Origin of the sequence: Pseudomonas sp. LAIL14HWK12:I10 (genome assembly GCF_900184205.1) — a bacterium.
Classification (GTDB): Bacteria; Pseudomonadota; Gammaproteobacteria; order Pseudomonadales; family Pseudomonadaceae; genus Aquipseudomonas; species Aquipseudomonas kermanshahensis.
The window spans coordinates 24,949-47,297 of the sequence record NZ_FXWU01000022.1 but is presented as its reverse complement, the minus strand read 5'-3'; the positions used below and the strand labels follow the sequence as shown (position 1 = coordinate 47,297).

General features: G+C 62.9%; 18 protein-coding genes. 15 read left to right on the top strand and 3 right to left on the bottom strand.

Annotation, left to right across the window (positions count from 1 at the left end):
- From QOS90_RS27190 to QOS90_RS27130, 13 genes are all read left to right on the top strand, one after another.
- Positions 1–683 (top strand): ABC transporter permease subunit (locus QOS90_RS27190; protein ID WP_097151377.1); only part of this gene is annotated, 683 nt, incomplete at its 5' end.
- A gap of 57 nt (positions 684–740) precedes the next feature.
- Positions 741–1,769, top strand: coding sequence for a glycine betaine/L-proline ABC transporter substrate-binding protein ProX (proX, locus tag QOS90_RS27185; RefSeq protein ID WP_085274396.1), 1,029 nt, complete (start codon positions 741–743; stop codon positions 1,767–1,769).
- Between the two features lie 139 nt (positions 1,770–1,908).
- Positions 1,909–2,964 (top strand): GlxA family transcriptional regulator, encoded by a 1,056-nt coding sequence (locus QOS90_RS27180; protein WP_085274395.1) that lies wholly within the window; start codon positions 1,909–1,911, stop codon positions 2,962–2,964.
- 246 nt (positions 2,965–3,210) lie between these two features.
- Positions 3,211–4,167 carry a helix-turn-helix transcriptional regulator gene (locus QOS90_RS27175; RefSeq protein ID WP_085274394.1) on the top strand — a complete coding sequence of 319 codons (957 nt, stop codon included), beginning with the start codon at positions 3,211–3,213 and terminating at the stop codon, positions 4,165–4,167.
- A gap of 101 nt (positions 4,168–4,268) precedes the next feature.
- On the top strand, positions 4,269–5,627 hold the full coding sequence (benA, locus tag QOS90_RS27170; RefSeq protein WP_085274399.1) for a benzoate 1,2-dioxygenase large subunit: 1,359 nt from the start codon (positions 4,269–4,271) through the stop codon (positions 5,625–5,627).
- Entirely contained in the window at positions 5,624–6,109 is a 486-nt protein-coding gene (gene benB, locus QOS90_RS27165) for a benzoate 1,2-dioxygenase small subunit (protein ID WP_027595427.1), read from the top strand. The genes benA and benB overlap by 4 nt, the downstream gene beginning before the upstream one ends.
- 70 nt (positions 6,110–6,179) lie before the next feature.
- Complete coding sequence (benC, locus tag QOS90_RS27160; protein WP_027595426.1) at positions 6,180–7,190, top strand: benzoate 1,2-dioxygenase electron transfer component BenC; 1,011 nt, start codon at positions 6,180–6,182, stop codon at positions 7,188–7,190.
- A gap of 133 nt (positions 7,191–7,323) precedes the next feature.
- Positions 7,324–8,085, top strand: coding sequence for a 1,6-dihydroxycyclohexa-2,4-diene-1-carboxylate dehydrogenase (locus QOS90_RS27155; RefSeq protein WP_027595425.1), 762 nt, complete (start codon positions 7,324–7,326; stop codon positions 8,083–8,085).
- A gap of 58 nt (positions 8,086–8,143) precedes the next feature.
- Positions 8,144–9,472 (top strand): MFS transporter, encoded by a 1,329-nt coding sequence (locus QOS90_RS27150; protein WP_085274393.1) that lies wholly within the window; start codon positions 8,144–8,146, stop codon positions 9,470–9,472.
- On the top strand, positions 9,472–10,671 hold the full coding sequence (locus tag QOS90_RS27145) for a benzoate/H(+) symporter BenE family transporter (RefSeq protein ID WP_027595423.1): 1,200 nt from the start codon (positions 9,472–9,474) through the stop codon (positions 10,669–10,671). Before QOS90_RS27150 ends, QOS90_RS27145 begins: the two co-directional genes overlap by 1 nt.
- Positions 10,672–10,725: 54 nt before the next feature.
- Positions 10,726–11,976 carry an OprD family porin gene (locus QOS90_RS27140; RefSeq protein WP_085274392.1) on the top strand — a complete coding sequence of 417 codons (1,251 nt, stop codon included), beginning with the start codon at positions 10,726–10,728 and terminating at the stop codon, positions 11,974–11,976.
- Between the two features lie 95 nt (positions 11,977–12,071).
- Entirely contained in the window at positions 12,072–13,151 is a 1,080-nt protein-coding gene (locus QOS90_RS27135; RefSeq protein ID WP_027595421.1) for a metal-dependent hydrolase, read from the top strand.
- 204 nt (positions 13,152–13,355) lie between these two features.
- Positions 13,356–13,568: a cold-shock protein gene (locus tag QOS90_RS27130; RefSeq protein ID WP_027595420.1), complete on the top strand. Its 213-nt coding sequence runs from the start codon at positions 13,356–13,358 to the stop codon at positions 13,566–13,568.
- Positions 13,569–13,781: 213 nt separating this feature from the next.
- On the opposite strand, the gene QOS90_RS27125 is transcribed toward QOS90_RS27130, so the two are convergent.
- Positions 13,782–14,792 (bottom strand): aldo/keto reductase, encoded by a 1,011-nt coding sequence (locus QOS90_RS27125; RefSeq protein WP_027595419.1) that lies wholly within the window; start codon positions 14,790–14,792, stop codon positions 13,782–13,784.
- A gap of 276 nt (positions 14,793–15,068) precedes the next feature.
- Here QOS90_RS27125 and QOS90_RS27120 point away from each other — a divergent pair, with 276 nt between their 5' ends.
- Together QOS90_RS27120 and aldA are read left to right on the top strand one after the other, a co-directional pair.
- Complete coding sequence (locus QOS90_RS27120) at positions 15,069–17,249, top strand: PQQ-dependent dehydrogenase, methanol/ethanol family (protein WP_085274391.1); 2,181 nt, start codon at positions 15,069–15,071, stop codon at positions 17,247–17,249.
- A gap of 7 nt (positions 17,250–17,256) precedes the next feature.
- On the top strand, positions 17,257–18,690 hold the full coding sequence (aldA, locus tag QOS90_RS27115) for an aldehyde dehydrogenase (protein WP_085274398.1): 1,434 nt from the start codon (positions 17,257–17,259) through the stop codon (positions 18,688–18,690).
- Positions 18,691–18,805: 115 nt separating this feature from the next.
- Here aldA and QOS90_RS27110 read toward each other — a convergent pair whose 3' ends face one another.
- Together QOS90_RS27110 and QOS90_RS27105 are read right to left on the bottom strand one after the other, a co-directional pair.
- Complete coding sequence (locus QOS90_RS27110; RefSeq protein WP_085274390.1) at positions 18,806–20,719, bottom strand: sigma-54-dependent Fis family transcriptional regulator; 1,914 nt, start codon at positions 20,717–20,719, stop codon at positions 18,806–18,808.
- A 65-nt stretch (positions 20,720–20,784) separates the two neighbouring features.
- Positions 20,785–22,305 (bottom strand): FAD-dependent oxidoreductase, encoded by a 1,521-nt coding sequence (locus tag QOS90_RS27105; protein WP_085274389.1) that lies wholly within the window; start codon positions 22,303–22,305, stop codon positions 20,785–20,787.
- Positions 22,306–22,349 lie beyond the last annotated feature (44 nt).

The window sequence follows — 22,349 nt, the reverse complement described above, 5'->3', positions numbered from 1 at the left end:
TGATCGGCGTGTGGTCGGAGTCGATGACCACCCTGGCGCTGGTGCTCACTTCGGTGTTTTTCTGCGCGGTGATCGGCATCCCGCTGGGCATCGTCTGCGCCCGCAGCAACCGCCTGGAAAGCATTATCCGCCCCGTGCTCGATGCGATGCAGACGCTGCCGGCGTTCGTCTACCTGGTGCCGGTGGTGATGCTGTTCGGCATCGGCAACGTGCCGGGCGTGCTGGTGACCATCGTGTTTGCCTTGCCGCCGCTGGTGCGCCTGACCAACCTGGGCATCCGCCAGGTGCCGGAAGACAAGACCGAAGCGGCCCGCGCCTTTGGCTGCACGCCGCGCCAGATGCTGACCCGCGTGCAGCTGCCGCTGGCCACCTCGACCATCATGGCCGGGCTCAACCAGACCCTGATGCTGTCGCTGTCGATGGTGGTGATCGCCTCGATGATCTCGGTCGGCGGCCTGGGCCAGATGGTGCTGCGCGGCATCGGCCGGTTGGACATGGGCCTGGCCACGGTCGGTGGCATGGGGCTGGTGCTGTTGGCGATCTTCCTCGACCGCCTGACCCAAGCCATGGGCGCGCGCACCAATGCCGACCCGAGCCTGCGCTGGTACCACACCGGGCCCGTGGGTGCGGTGCTGCGCCTATGCGGCTCAGGGCACGCTGCAGGGCGGCGCAAGACCGCCTGACGCAAACACATTCGTACTGCCGCACACGACATAAAAACCAGAAGAAGGTACGCGACGATGTTGGAATCCAAGTTCTCCCGCAGCATCCTGCAAGGCGCCAGCGCGCTGGCCCTGGTAATCGCCTCGCTGTGCGCCAACGCCTCGGCCGACAAGCCGGGCGAGGGCGTGAAGGTAACGCCGATCTTCCCCTCCATCGCCGAAGAACGCTTCCGTGGCGAAGTCGCCATGGAAGGCCTGCGCGAGCTGGGCTACAAGGTGCAGGAGCCTAAGGAAACCGAGTACGGCGTGATGATGGTGGCCCTGGCCAACGGCGATGCCGACTTCACCGTGCACCTGTGGGACAAGCTGCACGACAAGTTCTACCAGCAGGCCGGCGGCGATGACGTGATGGTCAAGGCCGGCGACATCATGCCTGGCGTGCTGCAGGGCTACCTGATCGACAAGAAGACCGCCGAGCAGTACCACATCAAGTACATCACCGACCTGAAGAAGCCGGAGATCGCCAAGCTGTTCGACACTGACGGCGACGGCAAGGCCAACCTGACCGGCTGCAACCCGGGCTGGGGCTGCGAGCTGATCATCTCGCACCACATCAAAGCCTATGACCTGGACAGCAGCGTGCACGTCGACCAGGGCTCGTACTTCGCGCTGATGGCCGACACCATCACCCGCTACAAGGAAGGCAAGCCGATCCTGTACTTCACCTGGGTGCCACAGTGGATCTCCACCGTGCTGGTCGAGGACAAGGACGTGGTTTGGCTGGAAGTGCCGAAGACCGACCTGCCGGATGGCAACAACGATGTCGACACGATGTACAAGGGCAAGAACCTGGGCTTTGCGGTCGACAAGGTCGAGGCGGTGCTGAACAAGGAATTCGCCCAGGAAAACCCGGCAGCCACCAAGTTCCTGTCGCTGATGCAGATCACCACGGCGGACGAGAGCGCGCAGAACCTCAAGATGCAGCAAGGTGAGAAAAAGCCTGCTGACATCACCCGCCATGCCAAAGAATGGGTTGCGGCGCATCGCCAGCAGTTCGACGCGTGGCTGCAGGCGTCGCGCGCGGCGGCGACACAGGCCAGCAAGTAACCTGTTCCATCGGTGAGCGCTTCTTCGCGGGCAAGCCCGCTCCCACAGGGTTCGTGCCAGCGTTGGGTTTGCGCGCTGCCTGTAGGCGCGCGCTTGCTCGCGAAGAAGCCAACGCGATTTTTGCAGTTGAGTCAAAGCCATGAGCCATTTCGAAAGCACCCTCAAGAACGCCAACCTGGCCCACCTGGACACCGCAGGCCGTACTTCGCTGTCGATGCCGTGCCAACGCGTCGCCTTCGTGTTACGTGAGCATTTCTCCATGATGGCCTTTACTGCGGCCATGGACACCCTGGTCACCGCCAACCTGATGAGCGCCACGCCACTGTTCCAGATCCAGGTAGTGGGTGATGGAGCACAGGTCATGAGCGACCTGGGCATCGCCTTGCCGGTCAAAACGCCACTGGCCGAGCTCGATGTGCAGGTGCTAGACACCCTGTTGGTATGCGGTGGGTTTCGGGTGCGCCTGGAAAGCGCACCGCTGCTGCGCGCCAAGCTGCGCCAGGCCGACCAGCATGGCTGCCAGCTGGGTGGTCTATGGAACGGCACCTACTTCCTGGCCGAAGCCGGCCTGCTCAATGACCACGCCTGCGCCTTCCACCCCGATGGTCGGGCAATGATGAGCGAGCTGTTCCCCAAGGTACGTGTCAGCCGCCAAGCCCATGTGTTGGATGGTCGGCGTCTGAGTTGCGCAGGGGCTAGCAGTGCCCTGGACATGATGCTGGCCTTGCTCGAACACAGAGGTGGCAACGGGTTGCGCCGGGCGGTGGAGCAGATGCTGGCCTGCGATCGCGCACGGGTGATGAGCGATGCCCCGGCCACTGCAGCGGACATCGACCCCAGCCTGCCCAAGGGCATACGCTTGGCCCTTGAGCTGATGCATGCGAATATCGAAGACCCGATCGGCATCGACGAAATCGCCGAACATGCAGGCTTGTCGCGTCGGCACCTGGAGCGGCTGTTCCGCCGCCATGTACAGGCGACACCGCCGCGCTACTACCTGGAATTGCGCCTGACCCATGCCAGGCAGTTGCTGCAACACACCAGCAAGTCATTGACAGAAGTGGCCGTGGCCAGCGGCTTTGTCAGTTTTCCGCATTTCTACCGGCGTTTTCGTGAGCTGTTCGCCGTTGCGCCGCGCCAGTTTCGGGCGAGGAGCCAGGGGTGGGCAGGGCGGCAGGAGATAGCGATACCGTAAAAATGAAATAGTGTTCGATAATCGCACGATTAACCGTGCCCTATTGTCCGCTATCCGCCCACGATTCCAATGGTCGCATTGCCCCATCCCCGCCTTTTTGCTTAGTGTGTGCCTATTCACCGGCTGTCGCCTGCCCCTGTACCCAGCGACCAGCCCGATAGAATAACCGTGATCGACCGCAACCACCGGCCCCAAGGCCCGTAGGAAGCGGCGCCCAGAACAACAACGAAACCGAGTGCCTTGCCTATGGAAAGCCGCCTGCTGAGCGAGCGCAGTAGCGTGTTTCACCACGCCGACCCTTATGCTGTGTCCGATTATGTGAACCAGCACGTGGGCCAGCACTGCATCGGTTTGTCGCGCACCACCCACCCCCAGGCCAGCCTCAGCCACCGCAAGTTCGCCGAACTCGACCTGTGCCGCATCAGCTACGGCGGCAGCGTGCGCGTCACCTCGCCCGCGCTGGAAACCATCTACCACTTGCAAGTGTTGCTCAACGGCAACTGCCTGTGGCGCGGGCCCCAGCGTGAGCATCACTTGGTGCCGGGCGAGTTGTTGCTGATCAACCCGGACGACCCAGTTGACCTGACCTACTCGGAAGACTGCGAAAAATTCATCCTCAAGGTGCCGACCCGGCTGCTCGATTCGATCTGCGACGAACAACGCTGGCATCGGCCGGATGGCGGTGTGCGGTTTCTGCGTAACCACTACCGATTGGAAGAGCTGGATGGCTTTGTAAACCTGCTGGCGATGGTGTGCCATGAAGCCGAGGTGAATGAGTCGTTGCCGCGGGTGCAGGGGCATTACAGCCAGATTGTGGCCAGCAAACTGCTGACCTTGATGAGCACCAACATTCGGCGCGAAAGCCTGAGTGCACCGGCGGCTAGCCTTGAGCGGATTCTTGATTACATCGAGCGCAACCTGAAACTTGAGCTTTCAGCTGAAGTGCTGGCAGAGCAGGCCTGCATGAGCATGCGGTCGTTGTATGCCTTGTTTGATCGGCACTTGGGTACCACGCCTAAGCAGTATGTGCGGCAACGCAAGCTGGCGCGGGTTCATGCCTGCCTGAGCGATACCCGTTGTACCGTGAAAAACGTTACCGAGCTTGCCATGGACTACGGCTTCCTGCATCTGGGGCGTTTTTCGGAGATCTACCGGCAACAGTTCGGGGAACTGCCCTCTGCCACACTGCGCAACCGGCGTTGATTTGCACAAATCGGATACCACTCTGCACGAATAGGATATTGCCGCCCCCCCTCGATCCCTAACCTGACATGGTCTGAACAATAACAATGGAGACCCTGGCCATGTCCCTGGGATTCGACTACCTCAATGCCATGCTCGAAGACGACCGTGAACAGGGCATCTACCGCTGCAAGCGCGAGATGTTCACCGACCCACGCCTGTTCGACCTGGAGATGAAGCACATCTTCGAGGGCAACTGGATCTACCTGGCGCACGAAAGCCAGATCCCCGAAAAGAACGACTTCCTCACCCTGACCATGGGGCGCCAGCCGATCTTTATCGCGCGCAACAAGGACGGGGTACTCAATGCCTTCCTCAATGCCTGCAGCCACCGCGGCGCCATGCTGTGCCGGCACAAGCGCGGTAACCGTGCCAGCTACACCTGCCCATTCCATGGCTGGACCTTCAACAACAGCGGCAAACTGCTCAAGGTCAAAGACCCGAGCAACGCCGGCTACCCCGACAGTTTCAACTGCGACGGCTCCCACGACCTGACCAAGGTCGCGCGCTTCGAGTCGTACCGGGGCTTTCTGTTCGGCAGTTTGAATGCCGATGTGAAGCCCCTGGTAGAGCACCTGGGCGAGTCGGCCAAGATCATCGACATGATCGTCGACCAGTCGCCCGAAGGCCTGGAAGTGCTGCGTGGCGCCAGTTCGTATATCTACGAAGGCAACTGGAAGCTCACCGCCGAGAACGGCGCCGACGGCTACCACGTAAGCTCCGTGCACTGGAACTACGCCGCCACCCAGAACCAGCGCAAACAGCGCGAGTCGGGGGACGAGATCAAGACCATGAGCGCAGGTGCTTGGGCCAAGCAGGGCGGGGGCTTCTATTCCTTCGACCATGGCCACCTGCTGCTGTGGACCCGTTGGGCCAACCCAGAAGACCGCCCGGCCTACGAGCGACGTGACCAGCTGGCCGCCGATTACGGCCAAGCACGCGCCGACTGGATGATCGAGAACTCGCGCAACCTCTGCCTGTACCCCAACGTGTACTTGATGGACCAATTCAGTTCGCAAATCCGTATTGCCCGGCCGATTTCGGTAAACAAGACCGAAATCACCATCTACTGCATCGCGCCCAAAGGCGAGAGCGCTGACGCCCGTGCCAAGCGCATCCGCCAGTACGAGGACTTCTTCAACGTCAGCGGCATGGCCACCCCGGACGACCTTGAAGAGTTCCGCTCGTGCCAGACCGGCTACGGCGGCGGCACCGGCTGGAACGACATGTCCCGCGGCGCTGCCCACTGGGTCGAGGGCGCTGACGAGGCGGCCCAGGAAATCGAGCTCAAGCCGCTGTTGTCAGGCGTGCGCACCGAGGACGAAGGCCTGTTCGTGCTGCAACACAAGTACTGGCAGGACACCATGATCCAGGCGCTCAAGGATGAGCAGCAACTGATCCCCGTGGAGGCCGTGCAATGAGCCTCTACGAAACCGTGCGCGACTTCCTCTACCGCGAAGCGCGCTACCTGGACGACGCCGAATGGGACCAGTGGCTGGAGCTGTACGCAGCCGATGCCAGCTTCTGGATGCCGTCCTGGGACGATGACGACCGCCTCACCGAAGACCCACAAAGCGAAATCTCGCTGATCTGGTACGGCAACCGTGGTGGCCTCGAGGACCGGGTGTTCCGCATCAAGACCGAGCGCTCCAGCGCGACCGTGCCGGACACCCGTACCTCGCACAACATCAGCAACATCGAGATCGTTGAGCAGGGCGAGGGTTACTGCCAGGTGCGCTTCAACTGGCACACCCTGAGCTTTCGCTACAAGACCACCGACAGCTACTTCGGCAGCAGCTTCTACACCCTCGATTTGCGCGGCGAGCAGCCGTTGATCAAGGCCAAGAAGGTGGTCCTGAAGAACGACTACGTGCGTCAGGTCATCGACATCTACCACATCTGAACCGAGGTAACGCGAGCCGCCCGGTGTGCCGCATGGCGCGCCGCGGGCAGGCTCGCCCGCGAGGTGCAACATGAGCTTCCAGATCGCACTGAATTTCGAGGACGGGGTAACCCGCTTCATCGAGGCCACTGGCCATGAGACCGTGGCTGACGCCGCCTACCGCCAGGGCATCAACATCCCGCTGGACTGCCGCGACGGCGCCTGCGGCACCTGCAAGTGCAAGGCCGAGTCCGGGCGCTACGACCTGGGCGACAACTTCATCGAAGACGCCCTGAGCGAGGACGAAATCGCCGAAGGCTATGTGCTGACCTGCCAGATGCGGGCTGAATCCGACTGTGTGGTGCGCATCCCGGCCTCTTCGCACGTGTGCAAGACCGAACAGGCCAGTTTCGAAGCCGCCATCAGCGACGTGCGCCAGTTGTCGGCGAGCACCATTGCCCTGTCGATCAAGGGCGAGGCGCTGAGCCGGCTGGCATTCCTGCCGGGGCAATACGTCAACCTCAAGGTGCCCGGCAGCGAGCAGAGCCGCGCTTACTCGTTCAGCTCGCTGCAAAAGGACGGCGAGGTCAGCTTCCTGATCCGCAACGTGCCGGGCGGCTTGATGAGCAGCTTCCTCACCAACCTGGCCAAGGCCGGCGACAGCATGAGCCTGGCTGGGCCGCTGGGCAGCTTCTACTTGCGGCCGATCCAGCGCCCACTGCTGTTGCTGGCAGGTGGCACCGGGCTGGCACCGTTCACCGCGATGCTGGAGAAGATCGCCGAGCAGGGCAGCGAATACCCGGTGCACCTGATCTACGGGGTCACCAACGACTTCGACCTGGTCGAGCTGGACCGCCTGCAGGCCTTGGCGGCGCGCATTGCAAACTTCACCTTCAGCGCCTGCGTGGCCAACCCAGACAGCCAGTACCCGCAGAAAGGCTATGTCACCCAGCACATCGAACCGCGCCACCTCAATGACGGCGATGTGGACGTGTACCTGTGCGGGCCACCGCCGATGGTCGAGGCAGTCAGCCAGTACGTTCGCGAGCAGGGCATTACGCCGGCGAACTTCTACTACGAGAAGTTCGCCGCCGCGGCCTGAGTTTCCTTGGGGCCGCCCTTGTGGGAGCGGGCTTGCCCCGCGAACACGGGCGCAGCCCGTGCCATCCACCGTGGGGTCTGCTAGCGGGGCAAGCCCGCTCCCACAGCGTCCGCGTCAGCATGGAGAAATACTGATGAACACAAGATTTCAAGGCAAAGTCGCCCTGGTCACCGGCGCCGCCCAAGGCATTGGCCGCGGCGTGTGCTGGCGGCTCAAGGCCGAAGGCGCGCAGGTGGTGGCGGTGGACCGCTCCGAGTTGGTCCACGAATTGGCCGGCGAGGGCATGCTGACCCTCACCGCCGACCTCGAACTGCACAGCGATTGTGCCCGCGTCATGGCCGCTGCGGTCGAAGCGTTCGGCCGCCTCGACATCCTGGTCAACAATGTCGGCGGCACCATTTGGGCCAAGCCTTTCGAACACTACGAAGTGGAACAGATCGAGGCCGAAGTGCGCCGCTCGTTGTTCCCCACCTTGTGGTGTTGCCATGCCGCGTTGCCGTACATGCTCGAACGCGGGGCAGGGGCCATTGTCAACGTCTCGTCCATCGCCACCCGTGGCGTCAACCGCGTGCCCTACGGCGCGGCCAAAGGTGGCGTCAACGCGCTCACCGCCTGCCTGGCTTTCGAAACCGCCGGGCGCGGTATCCGTGTCAATGCCACTGCCCCTGGCGGCACCGAGGCACCGCCACGGCGCGTGCCGCGCAACGCCGCCGAGCAGAGCGCGCAGGAAAAGGCCTGGTACCAGCAAATCGTCGACCAGACCCTCGACAGCAGCTTGATGCACCGCTACGGCAGCATCGACGAGCAGGTCGGCGCCATCCTCTTCCTGGCCTCCGACGAAGCTTCCTACATCACCGGCGTAACGCTGCCGGTAGGGGGCGGCGACCTCGGCTGAGCCAGCCCCCCCCCGGCAACCGTTTTACTCCACAACAAAAACAACAGAGACAGATGCCATGCGAACCCTTGACGTGCACCCGATCATCGATAATGCGCGCTTTACCGCGTTCCACTGGATGGTCATGGCCTGGTGCGGCCTGCTGCTGATCTTCGACGGCTATGACTTGTTCATTTACGGCGTGGTACTGCCGGTAATCATGAAAGAGTGGGGCCTGACGCCCCTGCAGGCCGGCGCCCTGGGCAGTTATGCGCTGTTCGGCATGATGTTCGGCGCCCTGGTATTCGGCAGCCTGGCCGACCGCATCGGGCGCAAGAAGGGCATCGCCATCTGCTTCGCCTTGTTCTCCACGGCGACCATCCTCAACGGCTTTGCCACCAGCCCCAGCGAGTTCGGCATCTACCGCTTCATCGCCGGCCTCGGGTGTGGCGGCTTGATGCCTAACGCCGTGGCATTGATGAACGAATACGCCCCCAAACGCCTGCGCAGCACGCTGGTGGCGATCATGTTCAGTGGTTATTCGCTGGGCGGCATGCTGTCGGCAGGCGTCGGTATTTTCATGCTGCCGCGTTTCGGCTGGGAGTCGATGTTCTTCGCTGCGGCGGTACCGCTGCTGCTGTTGCCGGTGATTCTCTATTACCTGCCAGAATCCATTGGCTTCCTGGTACGTAAAGGGCGCACCGAAGAAGCCCGCAAGCTGCTCAAACAGCTTGACCCCGCGTGCGACATCCAGCCTGGTGACGTGCTTCAGGCAACCGACCGCAAGGGGGCTGGCAGCTCGGTCGTCGAGCTGTTCCGCAACGGCCTGGCCGTGCGCACACTGGCCCTGTGGCTGGCGTTCTTCTGCTGCCTGCTGATGGTCTACGCGCTCAGTTCATGGTTGCCGAAGCTGATGGCCAACGCGGGTTACAGCCTGGGTTCGAGCCTGTCGTTCCTGTTGGCGCTGAACTTCGGTGGCATGGCCGGGGCGATTTTGGGGGGCTGGTTGGGCGACCGCTACAACTTGGTCAAGGTCAAGGTCGGTTTCTTCATTGCCGCCGCGCTGTCGATCAGCCTGTTGGGGGTGAACAGCCCGATGCCGGTGCTGTACCTGCTGATCTTCATCGCCGGCGCCACCACCATCGGCACGCAGATCCTGTTGTATGCCGGCGCGGCACAGATGTATGGCCTGGCGGTGCGCTCCACCGGCCTGGGCTGGGCGTCGGGCATTGGCCGCAATGGCGCCATTGTCGGCCCGCTGCTGGGTGGCGCGCTGATGGGCATCAACCTGCCGTTGCAACTGAATTTCATCGCGTTCGCCATCCCTGGCGCGATTGCCGCGCTGGCCATGGCCGTGCACCTGGTCAGTGGCAAGCGCCATGGCCTGGCTACGGCGGCGCAAGCGTAATGAAAACCCTGATCAAGGACAGCTCGCTGTCTGCCATCGTCGCCGGCTGCCTGGCGACGATGATCTCCTACGCCGGCCCATTGGTGATCATCTTTCACGCTGCCGAGGCCGCGCAGTTGTCCCATGGCCAGCTGTCTTCCTGGGTCTGGGCCGTTTCCATGGGCAGCGGAGTGCTCGGCGCTGTACTCAGCCTGCGCTACCGGGTGCCGGTCGTGATCGCCTGGTCGATCCCAGGCTCGGCGCTGTTGGTCACGGCCCTGCCTGAGCTCGGCTTGGAGCAGGCCGTGGGGGCGTACCTGGTGGCCAACCTGGTCTTGCTGCTGATTGGCATCAGCGGGGCCTTCGACCGCATCATCGCGCGCCTGCCAGGCTCCATTGCCGCCGGAATGCAAGCCGGCATCTTGTTCAGTTTCGGCATCGAGGTGTTCCGCGCCTTGCCGGTACAGCCGCTGCTGGTGGTGGCCATGTTCATCACCTATGTGCTGATGCGCAGGCTTCAGCCGCGCTATGCGGTGGCCGCCGTACTGTGCGTGGGCGCCGTCGTGACCGTGGCCAGCGGGGCGTTTCGCAGCGAGGCGTTGGTACTGCAACTGGCCTCGCCGCAATGGATTGCCCCGCAATTCAGCTTGGCGGCGGTGTTCAGCCTGGCGTTGCCCATGGTGCTGGTGGCCCTCACCGGGCAATTCATGCCGGGGATGGCCGTGCTGCGCAACGCCGGTTACGCCACACCGGCCAGCCCGTTGATCAGTGCCAGCGCCATCGGTGGCGCCGTGCTCGCGCCTTTTGGTTGCCACGGCCTGAACCTGGCGGCCGTCACCGCCAGCCTGTGCACAGGCCATGAGGCCCATGAAAACCCGCGCCGGCGCTATGTCGCGGCCGTCGCCGGCAGTGTGCTGTACCTGCTGCTTGGGGTTGCTGGGGCCACCTTGATGTCGCTGTTCGCGGCATTTCCGGCGGCACTGATCGCGGCCCTTGCCGGGCTGGCCCTGTACGGGGCAATCAGCGAAGCCCTGGCACGCAGCCTCGCCGAGCCTGCTGAGCGTGATGCCGGGCTGTTCACTTTTTTGGTCACCGCTTCGGGGGTGTCCTTCCTTGGCCTGTCGGCGGCGTTCTGGGGCCTGCTGTTCGGCCTGCTGGCCCACGCGCTACTCGTTCTGCGGCGGCCTCAAGCGCGGGAGGTAATGCGCCGCACCCCATGATGCCTGTGTTCCCAGCGCTTTATTCCATAAAAACAAGATCAAGAGAGCTTCGGAATGAACCACACCCCTTGCGTCGCTATTGGCCTGGCATTGCTCAGCCCACCGCTGCTGGCTGCTGAAGGCGGCTTCTTCGAGGATTCGAAGGCCAGCCTCAGTGCCCGTAATTACTATTTCAGCCGCGACTTCTCCGACATTGTCGGCGCCAATCAACAGTCCAAGGCCGAGGAGTGGGCCCAGGGCTTCATACTTGACTTCAAATCGGGGTACACGCCTGGCATGGTGGGGTTCGGGGTGGATGCACTCGGCCTGCTGGGCATCAAACTCGACAGCAGCCCCGACCGGGTCAATACCGGCCTGTTGCCGGTGCATGGCGATGGCCGCGCCGCAGACGAATACAGCCGCCTGGCGCCGACGTTCAAGGCCAGGCTGTCGAAAACCGAGCTGCGGGTGGGCGAACTGCAGCCCAACCTGCCAGTGCTGACGTTCAGTGATATCCGCCTGCTGCCGCCGACTTACCAAGGTGCCAGCCTGTTGTCGACCGAGCTGCAGGGGCTGACCTTGCAAGCCGGGCACCTGACCTCAACGCACCTGCGCAACGAGGGCGGCGATGGCAAGATGAATGCCATGCTCGGCCACGTGCCAATGCGTCAGGCTGAAGGTGATGCGTTCAACTATGTGGGGGGCGACTACGCGTTCAATGCGAACCAAAGCAGTGTCAGCCTGTGGTACGGGCAGTTGGAAGATATCTACGAGCAAGGCTTTGTCGGCCTCAAACACAGCAAACCTGTCGGCGACTGGGTGCTGAGCGCCAACCTTGGCTATTTCACCGCCCGCGAGGACGGCGACGCCCTGCTGGGCAGTATCGATAACCAGGCATTCTTCTCGCTGTTCACCGCCCGCCATGGCGGGCACAGCTTCCATGCAGGGTATCAGGGCATTTATGGCGACAGCCCGTTCCCGCGAGTATTTGCCAACATCTCCCCCTTGGGCAACGAGGTGCCAACCTACGAGTTCGCCTACACCGACGAGCGTTCCTATCAGGTGCGCTACGACTACAATTTTGCCGCCATGGGCGTACCGGGGCTGACGGCAACGGTGCGCTACATCACCGGCAACAATGTCGATACCGGGCAGGGCTACGAGGGCCGTGACCGGGAGCGCGACCTGGATATCGGCTATGCGGTGCAGAGTGGGGCGTTGAAAGGCCTGGGCATTCGCGTGAGAAATGCCATGGCACGGTCCAACTACCGCAGTGATATCGACGAGAATCGCTTGACCCTGGTGTACACCTGGCAGTTGTTGTGAAAACCCAGCTGCCATCTTTTGTCACTGAGCCGCATTTGCACCCAGAGGGTAGAGGGGGTTAGCTTTCACGCGTCATCCTCTCAGGAAATCCCGCCTTGGACTCATTGACCCAAGCCGTACTCGGCGCCGCCCTACAGGGCACTGTGCTCGGTCGCATCCAGGGCCGCCGAGCGCTGCTGTACGGCGCAGCGCTGGCCACATTGCCCGACCTGGACGTGGTCATCCGCTACGCCGACCCGGTGTCGCAGATGACCTACCACCGGGGGTTCTCCCACTCCCTTTTCGTCCTGACCGGGCTGGCGCTGCTGCTGGCCTGGTGCGTCAACCGGTGCTGGCCAGGCAAAGGCTATACCGTGCCGCGCCTGTTCCTCGCGTTCTGGCTGGTGCTGGTCACGCACCCGGTGCTGGACGCCTTTACCGTGTATGGCACGCAACTGTTCTGGCCGTTGGCGCTGACCCCGCAAAGCTGGGCTGCGGTGTTCATCATCGACCCTGTCTACACCGTGCCGCTGCTGGCGGCAGTGATTTACACCCTCGCCAAGGGCGTGACGGGCACTGCCGTGCGGCTGCTGACCCTGGCACTGGTTTTCAGTACGGCCTACCTCGGCTTTGGCCTGGCTGGGCGCATGCAGGCGGAGCAACGCTTTCAGGCCGCGTTGGACCAGCAGGGCATCACGGTCAGCGACGTACGTGCCGTGCCGATTGCCTTCAACAGCCTGATCTGGCGCGTACTGGCCAAGACGCCGGACGGCGACTACTACGAAGGCGTCAGCAGCGGGTTCGACCAGCAACCGCCAGAAATGCAGCGCCTGCCACGCAACCTTGAGCTGGCCGCTGCGCTTGCCGGTGCGCCTTTGCATCAACGCCTGCGTTGGTTCACGGATGATTGGTTGCGCTATGACGAAATCGACGGCGCCCTGGTGGTGACCGACCTGCGCATGGGCATCCCCGGCAACTACACTTTCCGCTTCAACATGGCCCACCGCGACAGCCAGGGGCACTGGATTGCCGACACGCCCACGGCGTGGCGAGGGGCAGGGGTGGCATCGATGTTCAACGGGCATGACCTGGGCTTGATCTGGCGGCGTATCGTCGATCAGCAACCCCCATTGCCACTGGCTGAGTGGACTTCGCGTTACCTGGGGCCGGCTGCAGTACCGCCCAGGGGCGATTAAACGAAGATTCTGTTTACCGCCGCAGCCCCCATTTTGCGGGGGAAATCGGGTACAGGGCACAGCTATTTTGCGGCTTGGTGGAATTCTTAGTAGCTTATCGTCGCCAAAGCGCTCAATATGCCACTGCAGGGGCTGGTTGTTTGATAAGGCCCTCGTTGTAATTTCACGTAAAACGCATCAAATAAGCCATCGAGGGCTCAGAGCATGTCCAACAGACAAACCGGTACAGTTAAATGGTTCAACGATGAAAAAGGGTTCGGCTTCATTACCCCAGCGGGTGGTGGCGACGACCTCTTCGTTCATTTCAAAGCCATTGAATCGGACGGCTTCAAGTCGCTGAAAGAAGGCCAGACTGTTAGCTTTGTTGCCGAAAAAGGGCAAAAAGGCATGCAGGCCGCCCAAGTGCGACCTGAGTAAGACACGCACCCGCCGGCTCGGCGTTCGAACAGGTGCTTGCAACCTTGCGTGTTGACCTGGGTGCTTGATCGAACGGCGTGAAGCCTGGCAATTGTGTGGCGTGTAAAGAAAAGCTCCGTATCGAAAGATAGGGAGCTTTTTTTGTATCTGCCGCAGCGCGGTAGAGCCGCCAAGCGGCTTTGCGGCCCCTTGGCTTCAATCAAACGGCTGCCATCAATTGCGCGCCAGTCGCCCACTCACGTAGTGCGCCACGTCATTGAACCCTGGCGTCGAGGCATGGCCCGGCGTTACCAGCGAATCGATGAACGCTTCATCCTCCGCCGTGATTTTCACGTTCAATGCGCCGGCATAGGTGTCCCATTGTGCTTCGGTGCGCGGCCCGACAATGGCCGAACTCACCAGTTGGTTATTAAGTACCCAGGCAATCGCGAACTCGACGATGCCCACGCCCTTGGCTTCGACATACGCCTGGATCTGGCGGGCGATGGCCAATGATTCCTGGCGCCATTCCACTTCCATGATCCGCTTGTCCTGGCGCCCGGCACGGCTGCTGGCATCTGGCACCGAGCCGGGTGCGTACTTGCCGCTGAGCACACCGCGGGCCAAGGGGCTGAACGGCACCACGCCCAGGCCATGGTAGGCCGCAGCGGTCAGCTGTTCGGGTTCTGCCTGGCGGTTGACGATGTTGTACAGCGGCTGGCTCACCACCGGCTTGGCCACGCCGAGTCGCTCGGCCAGGTGGCACAGCTCGGCAATGCGCCAGCCGCGGAAGTTGGAGACGCCCCAATAACGGATCTTGCCTTGGCGCAGCAGGTCGCCGATGGCTTGCACGGTTTCTTCCAGCGGTACCTTGTGGTCTTCGCGGTGCAGGTAGTAAACGTCGAGGTAGTCCAGGTCCATGCGCGTGAGCGTCGCGTCGATGGCATTGAAGATGTGCTTGCGCGAAAGCCCGCTGCGGTTGGGCAGGCCGTCGGCCGGGCCAAAGCCGACCTTGGACGCCACTATCCAGTCCTGGCGATGGCGCGCCACGGCTTCACCGACGATTTCTTCCGAACGCCCGCTGTTGTAGACATCGGCGGTGTCGATGAAGTTGATGCCCTGGTCCCAGGCTTTTTCGATGATCCGCAGTGAGTCCTCGGTGCTGGTCTGCTCGCCGAACATCATGCTGCCCAGGGTAAGGGCGGAAACCTGCAGGCCACTCTGGCCAAGGGGACGGTAGATCATGCGGTTGAGTCCTTTGCAGTGGGCTTGTCTGCCTGTTTTACACACAACCGCACGCCATTGAAAGCCCGCCACAGTGGCTGACACACCTGTGTCATGCCTGCATCAGCTGTGCCATGGCTGCTGCATGTGCAGGCCTCAGCCATTGCCCGGCCGTTTGGCTAGCAACCGCTCTGTAATGCCTGTTTCGAGGGTGCCGGGTGATGCTGGCACAGCCGTTGCTCTGTCTGATATCGACGCCTGATGCGGTGTCGCCATAACAAGAACGGAGAACCGACCATGAACCGAACAGGCCCGCACCGCCGGCCCCTTCCGCACGCCTTGGGCTGCCTGGCCCTTGCCTTGGCGTGCTGCGCAACCGCTTTTGCTGCAGAAGTGGATGGCAAGCGGATCATCCAGGCCGACCAGGAACCTGGCAACTGGATGAGCCACGGCCGTACCTACGATGAACAACGCTTCAGCCCGCTCAAGGCCATCAACCAGGACAACGTCAATCAATTGGGCCTGGCTTGGAGCTATAAGCTCGACCTGGACCGGGGTGTAGAAGCCACGCCTATCGTGGTCGATGGGGTGATGTACACCACGGGGCCGTTTTCCGTGGTGTATGCCTTGGATGCCCGCAACGGCAAGCTGCTGTGGAAATACGACCCGCAGTCAGACCGCAATCGCGCCGGTGAGGCGTGCTGTGATGCGGTAAACCGCGGCGTGGCCGTGTGGCAGGGCAAGGTCTACGTCGGCGTGCTGGACGGGCGCCTGGAGGCGATCGATGCCAAGACAGGCCAGCGCGTGTGGTCGGTGGACACCCGCGACGACCATAAGCGCAGTTACACCATCACCGGTGCGCCGCGGGTGGTCAATGGCAAGGTCATCATTGGCAACGGTGGGGCAGAATTTGGTGTGCGTGGCTATGTGACGGCCTATGACGCCGAAACCGGCAAGCAGGCCTGGCGCTTCTTCACCGTGCCGGGTGACCCCAAGCTGCCGCCTGAAGACAAGGCCATGGAGATTGCCAGCAAGACCTGGCACGGCGATGCCTTCGTCGAGTGGGGCGGCGGCGGCACGGCCTGGGATTCGTTCGCCTACGACCCTGAGCTGAACCTGTTGTACATCGGCGTTGGCAACGGCTCGATGTGGGACCCTAAATGGCGTAGCCAGGCCAAAGGCGACAACCTGTTCCTGTCGTCGATTGTCGCCGTCAATGCCGATACCGGCGAATACGCCTGGCACTACCAGACCACCCCCGGTGATGCCTGGGACTTCACCGCCACCCAGCACATGATCCTCGCCGAGCTGCCGATCAACGGCAAACAACGCAAAGTGCTGATGCAGGCGCCCAAGAATGGCTTCTTCTATGTGCTCGATCGGGCCACCGGCGAGTTGCTGTCCGCGAAGAATATCGTGCCGGTGAACTGGGCCAAGGGCATCGACATGAAAACCGGGCGGCCGATTCTCGACGACGAGGCAGCGGCCTACTGGAAGGACGGCAAGCGCAAGCTGGTGACGCCGGCATTCTGGGGCGCGCATGACTGGCACCCAATGTCGTACAACCCCAATACCGGCCTGGTGTACATCCCGGCGCATATCATGTCGGCCTATTACGAGCACATCCCCGAGGCGCCCAAGCGCAACCCGTTCAAAAGCGTGTACCAGCTGGGGTTACGCACCGGCATGATGCCCGAGGGTGCCGATGGCCTGCTGGAAATGGCCAAGACCTGGTCCGGCAAGCTGATCGCCTGGGACCCGGTGAAACAGGCGCCGGCCTGGGAGGTGCCCTACATCACCATCTTCAACGGCGGCACCCTGAGCACCGCCGGCAACCTGGTGTTCGAGGGCAGCGCCGATGGCCGTGTGATCGCCTATGCCGCCGACACCGGCAAGAAGCTGTGGGAATCACCCGCCGCCAGTGGCGTCATGGCAGCGCCGATCACCTATTCGGTCGATGGCGAGCAGTACGTCACCTTCATGGCCGGCTGGGGCGGGGCCTTCTCGACGTTTGCCGGGGCGTTGTCGTTACGTGCCGGGGTACAGCCGTTCTCGCAAGTGCTGACCTACAAGATTGGCGGTACCGCCAAATTGCGTGAGCCTGCGCCGCCCGCCAATGCGCCCGAACCCCCACCCTTGACCGCCGACGCCAAGACTGTCGCCGCCGGTGCGGCCCTGTACGACGGCAACTGCTCACAGTGCCACGGCATCCATGCCATCAGCGGCGGTGTACTGCCAGATTTGCGCAAACTCAGTGCTGATAAACACCAGATGTTCCTCGGCATCCTCTATGGCGGCCGCGTGCCGGATGGCATGCCGTCGTTTGCCGACAACCTCAAGCCCGAGCAAGTCGAGCAGGTGCACCAGTACCTCATCAAGCGTGCCCATGACCTGAAAAGCGAAGGCAACGCCTGGCAGCAATTCAGCGCCAAGCCGGCTGCCCAGCCGTCACTGGCCGACAACCCGTCACAGGAGTGAGATGACCATGACTGAAGCGATCTACCAGAACTACATCGACAACGCCTTCGTACCCAGCGAGGGGCTGATCGAGGTGTACAACCCGGCCAACGCGCAGTTACTGGGGCGTGTGCCGGAGTCGCCGGTCGATCAGGTGGAGCGGGCCATTGCAGCGGCACGCAACGCGCAAAAAGGCTGGGCAGCGAAACCTGCCATCGAACGCGCCGGCTACCTGCGTCAGATCGCCGCCAAGGTGCGTGCCAATGCCGAACGCTTAGCGCGCATCATCACCCAGGAAGGCGGCAAGGTGCCGGGGCTGGCACAGGTCGAGGTGAACTTCACCGCCGACTACCTCGACTACATGGCGGAATGGGCGCGGCGCCTGGAAGGCGAGGTGCTGACCAGCGACCGTGCCAACGAGCACATTTTCCTGATGCGCAAGCCGCTGGGTGTGGTGGCTGGGATACTGCCCTGGAACTTCCCGTTCTTCCTCATCGCCCGCAAGATGGCGCCGGCGCTGCTCACGGGCAATACCATCGTGATCAAGCCCAGTGAAGAAACGCCCATCAACTGCTATGAATTCGCCAAGCTGGTGGCCGAGACCGACCTGCCAACGGGGGTGTTCAACGTGGTCGGTGGCAAGGGGGCCAGCGTCGGTCATGGGCTGTCGAGCCATGCCGGTATCGACCTGGTCAGCTTTACTGGCAGCGTCGCCACGGGGGCCCGGATTATGGCGGCGGCAGCGCCGAACATCACCAAGCTCAACCTTGAACTGGGCGGCAAGGCCCCGGCGATCGTGCTCGCGGACGCTGACCTGGACTTGGCGACGAAAGCCATTGTTGCCTCGCGGGTGATCAATACTGGCCAAGTGTGCAACTGCGCCGAGCGGGTGTATGTGGCGCGCAAGGTAGCCGACGCCTTCGTCGACAAGGTGGCCCAGGCCATGGCCGCGACCCGTTACGGTGACCCGTCGCGCCAGGCCGACCTGGACATGGGGCCACTGATCAACCAGGCCGGGCTCGACAAGGTAGCGCAGATGGTGCGCACGGCGGTCGGGCAGGGCGCCCAGTTGGTGACCGGCGGGCAGGTAGCGGACCTGGGGGCCGGGTTCCATTACCAGCCGACCGTGCTCGCGGGCTGCGCCGCCGACATGGAGATCATGCGCAAGGAAATTTTTGGGCCGGTGCTGCCGATTCAGGTGGTCGATGACCTGGACGAGGCGATTGCCTTGGCCAATGACAGCGAGTACGGGCTGACGTCTTCGCTGTACACCCGCGACCTGAACGCGGCGTTGAAGGCTAGCCGCGAGATCGATTTTGGCGAGACCTACATCAACCGCGAAAACTTCGAGGCCATGCAGGGCTTCCATGCCGGGGCGCGCAAGTCCGGGATCGGCGGGGCGGATGGCAAACACGGGTTGTATGAGTACACGCGTACGCAGGTGGTGTACATCCAGGGATAAGGGTTGGCTTTTCTGGCCTCTTCGCGGGCAAGCCCGCTCCTACAGGTGAGCCCACAGGCTTGAAAACTGTGGTGTACCTGTGGGAGTGGGCTTGCCCGCGAAGAGGCCGGTACAGTCACCCCAACTGGTTCGGCTGAACGATCCCGTACCGCTTCATTTTCCGATACAACGTCGACCGCGAAATCCCCGCAGCCTCTGCCGCCAGGCTCATGTTCCAGCGCTCTCGCTTCAAAACCTCCAGCAAGTGCCGCGCCTCGGCATCTTCGACCTGCTGTTCCAGCACTTTTGGCCTGGCAGGCACTGCACGGTTCAGTAGCTCCTCCGGCAAATCTGCCAGCTCTATGACCCCACCTTCCGCCAGCGCTACCGCCTGGCGCAACGTATTGAGCAACTGCCGCACGTTCCCCGGCCAGGCATACCCCAGCAAGCAACGCCGGGCCTCATCGCTCAAACGCAAACCAGCCCCTCCCGGCAACCCCGCCAACAACCGCTCGATCAATTCACGTCGGTCACTGCGCTCACGCAATGCCGGCAGCGTCATGCGCATGCCGCATAGCCGGTAGTAAAGATCTTCGCGAAAGCCTCTATCACCGATCATGGCTTGCAGGTCCTGGTGCGTTGCCGAAATCACCTGAATATCCAGCGTCACCGGCGCCTCTGCGCCCAGAGGTACCAGTTCGCGTTCGGCAAGCACCCGCAGCAGGCGCGTTTGCAGGTGCGTTGGCATGTCACCGATCTCATCCAGGAACAACGTGCCGCCATTGGCCTGCTCCAGCTTGCCTTTCATGCCCTTGCGATTGGCACCTGTAAAGCTGCCAGCGCGGTAGCCGAACAGTTCGCTTTCGATCAGCGACTCGGGTATCGCTGCACAGTTGAGTGCGACGAAGGGTTTGGCGTGGCGCTGGCTAGCCTGGTGCAAGGCACGGGCGAAGGCCTCCTTGCCGGTACCGGTTTCGCCGTTCAACAAAATGGCGATGTCCTTGTCGAGCACCTTGCGCAGGCGTTTCACTCCCTGTTGCAACTGCGCATCCTCGCCTGCCAATTGCTCAAGCGTGGGGTACGCCGCCCGCGCGGGCAGGGGCCGCGACGGCGTGGATTGGCGGTAGCCGGCCGGTATACGCAGGCCGACGTCCAGCAGATGCGCCTGCACATGCCCGTGCAATTGAGTGCCACGGGCACCGCCGCGCGTAAGGTCGAGCAATTGGTCGATGTTGGCAGGCAGCAGTTGCTCGATTGCCACACCCAACAGCGTGCCGGCATGCGCCAGGAAGGCCGCCCGATTGGCGCCTATCACCCGGCCGCCTTCGTCCAGGGCCAGCAGTTGCTCGGCGGCAAGGTCGGAGAAATCGTCACGCGGCTTGATGGCCAACGTCAGGCAGTCGCGGTAGCGCTGGCGGAAATGGCTGTTCTCAATAAGCCGGGCGTACAGGGTCACCAACTGCAAGGTCAGGTGCTGGGCCTGCTTGGGGCCGTCGTTATAGAGGCAGGTCGCGTTGAGGCAGCCGAGCAGTTGGTTGTGGGCATCGAAGATCGGCGCCACCGAGCAACTGAGCCGGGCATTGGTTGCCAGGAAGTGTTCCTGACGGTGGATGGTCAGCGCTTGCTGCGAGGCCAGTGCAGTGCCAATGCCGTTGGTCCCGGCGATCGACTCGTCCCAGCGCGCGCCGACGATCAACCCGGAGCGGGTGTAACGCTGGTGGTCGGCTGGCAGGCGGGCATCAAGGGTGATGCCGTCGGCGTCGCTGAGCAGCACGGCGAAACCGGCATCCACCACACGCCTTGCCAGGCCACTGACGCCTTGGCTGGCGATGCTCAGGTAGGCCTCGTGTTGGGCCTGGTGCTGGCGGATTTCGGCAGCGCTGAGGATGTTGTCGACGTGGCGCAGTTCAGGGTCCAGGCGGTGCTGGGTGATGCTGCGGTACCAGGATTCGGCAATCACCGGTTCTGGCGTCAGGCCGCGCTCGGCGAAGTGGCAGTCGACGAAGGCGGCCAGTTCACTGGCGCGGGGTGAAGGGGTGTGCGCGGCCATGGGCGCTCCACGAAATGCTTGTTATTAGAGGTGGGGAAACCATAGCTGATTTTTTCCCGAAAAAGTCAGCCAATCAGCTTCAGCGCCTCGTCCAGCCGCAACGGCCGCTTCATCCGCTGCGACAGGTGCGCCATGGCATCCGAGTAGCCCTTGGCGATGACGGCCTCGACCTGCTCATCCACGCATTGCAGCGCGACGAAGTCGCCTTGCTCTGGCTGGCCGACGTACTCAATGCGGTTCCAGTCCCGTGCATGCCCCAGGACTTCATAGGTGCGCCCATGCTGGTAGGTCCAGAAGAACGGCACATCTTCGTAGCGGCGCTGCTCGCCGAGCATGTTGGCCGCAGCGATCACGCCGTGTTGCTGGGCCAGGCGCCAGTGTTCGATGCGCACGGGCCGGCCAGCCAGGGGGAAGGTGGCGATATCTCCGGCAGCCCACAGCCCGGGTGCCGCACGCATTTCGGCATTGACCGGCAGCGATTTATCGTCGGCCAGCGCCACCCCTTGCACATAGGCCGTGGCAGGTTTGACCCCGGTGCCCAGCAATACCAATGGCGTCTGCAGCCGTTCACCGTTGGCCAGCAACACGGCCTCCACCTTAGCCTGGCCTTCGAAACGTTCGATTTCGGTGGGGCCGTGAAAGACCACGCCTTTGCGTTCGTGCAGTTCGCGAATGCTGCGCCCGATACGTTCACCCAACTGTTTGGCCAACGGCACCTCATGGCGGGTGACCAGGTGCACCTGCAGGCCGTACTTGCGCAGTGCAGCGGCGGCCTCCAGGCCGATGAAACCGTCGCCGACGATCACCACCGGCTGCCCGGGTTCTGCAGCGTCGAGCAACAGCGCGGCGTCCTCACGTGAGCGCAGGGTGAATACACCCGGCAGATCTGCCCCCGGGAGCGCTGGACGTTGCGCTTTACCGCCCGTTGCCAGTAGGCAAGCGTCATAGTCGATGTGCTGGCCGTCGGCAAGGATGATCTGGCGTTTCTCGCTGTTGAGTGTGCGGACCTTGCCGTGCTGACGGATCAGGTGGCCTTTGCGCAAGTCATCCGCTTCGAGCAGGGCAGGGACTTCATCAGGTGGCATTTGCCCAGCAATGACGAATTTACTAAGCGCGGTCCGGTCGTAGGCCGGCTGGTGTTCCTGGTCGAGCCAGACCAGGCGGCCGGCGAAACCGTGCCGCAGCAAGGTAGCGACGGCGGCACTGCCGGCTGCGCCGGCACCGACTACCACGAAACAACGGGCATCGCTGTGCCGCGGGGGCTCGGCCTTGGCCAGGGGTTGGTCATCCACCCACACCTCATCACCTTTGACCCACGCACGGTAGCGGCGCAGGTCGGCCAGTGCCGGCGGTTCGCACACCGCACCTTCGTCCACGGCAAAGGCCGCTTTGTGCCATGGGCAGACCAGCAGCCCCGAGCAGATCACGCCCTCTTCGAGCGGGGCGCCAGCGTGCGGGCAGTTGGCCTGGTAGGCATGCACCAGGTCGCCCTGGCGGATCAGGATGAGTTCTTCACTGCCGGCCTGCACACGCAGGGGGCGGTTGGGGTCGAGCTGATCGAGGCGGGCCACGGCGTGCTGGGTCATGGGGGTTCTCCAAAGGGGCCTTTGGAACCATTTGACGCCTGTGG

Coding starts and splice junctions, on each gene's coding strand:
- QOS90_RS27110 (WP_085274390.1), bottom strand. CDS start 20,719: ATGGCCGCGCACACCCCTTCACCCCGCGCCAGTGAACTGGCCGCCTTC.
- QOS90_RS27145 (WP_027595423.1), top strand. CDS start 9,472: ATGAAAACCCTGATCAAGGACAGCTCGCTGTCTGCCATCGTCGCCGGC.
- proX (WP_085274396.1), top strand. CDS start 741: ATGTTGGAATCCAAGTTCTCCCGCAGCATCCTGCAAGGCGCCAGCGCG.
- QOS90_RS27150 (WP_085274393.1), top strand. CDS start 8,144: ATGCGAACCCTTGACGTGCACCCGATCATCGATAATGCGCGCTTTACC.
- QOS90_RS27120 (WP_085274391.1), top strand. CDS start 15,069: ATGAACCGAACAGGCCCGCACCGCCGGCCCCTTCCGCACGCCTTGGGC.
- QOS90_RS27180 (WP_085274395.1), top strand. CDS start 1,909: ATGAGCCATTTCGAAAGCACCCTCAAGAACGCCAACCTGGCCCACCTG.
- QOS90_RS27125 (WP_027595419.1), bottom strand. CDS start 14,792: ATGATCTACCGTCCCCTTGGCCAGAGTGGCCTGCAGGTTTCCGCCCTT.
- benC (WP_027595426.1), top strand. CDS start 6,180: ATGAGCTTCCAGATCGCACTGAATTTCGAGGACGGGGTAACCCGCTTC.
- QOS90_RS27105 (WP_085274389.1), bottom strand. CDS start 22,305: ATGACCCAGCACGCCGTGGCCCGCCTCGATCAGCTCGACCCCAACCGC.
- aldA (WP_085274398.1), top strand. CDS start 17,257: ATGACTGAAGCGATCTACCAGAACTACATCGACAACGCCTTCGTACCC.
- benA (WP_085274399.1), top strand. CDS start 4,269: ATGTCCCTGGGATTCGACTACCTCAATGCCATGCTCGAAGACGACCGT.
- QOS90_RS27140 (WP_085274392.1), top strand. CDS start 10,726: ATGAACCACACCCCTTGCGTCGCTATTGGCCTGGCATTGCTCAGCCCA.
- QOS90_RS27155 (WP_027595425.1), top strand. CDS start 7,324: ATGAACACAAGATTTCAAGGCAAAGTCGCCCTGGTCACCGGCGCCGCC.
- benB (WP_027595427.1), top strand. CDS start 5,624: ATGAGCCTCTACGAAACCGTGCGCGACTTCCTCTACCGCGAAGCGCGC.
- QOS90_RS27175 (WP_085274394.1), top strand. CDS start 3,211: ATGGAAAGCCGCCTGCTGAGCGAGCGCAGTAGCGTGTTTCACCACGCC.
- QOS90_RS27130 (WP_027595420.1), top strand. CDS start 13,356: ATGTCCAACAGACAAACCGGTACAGTTAAATGGTTCAACGATGAAAAA.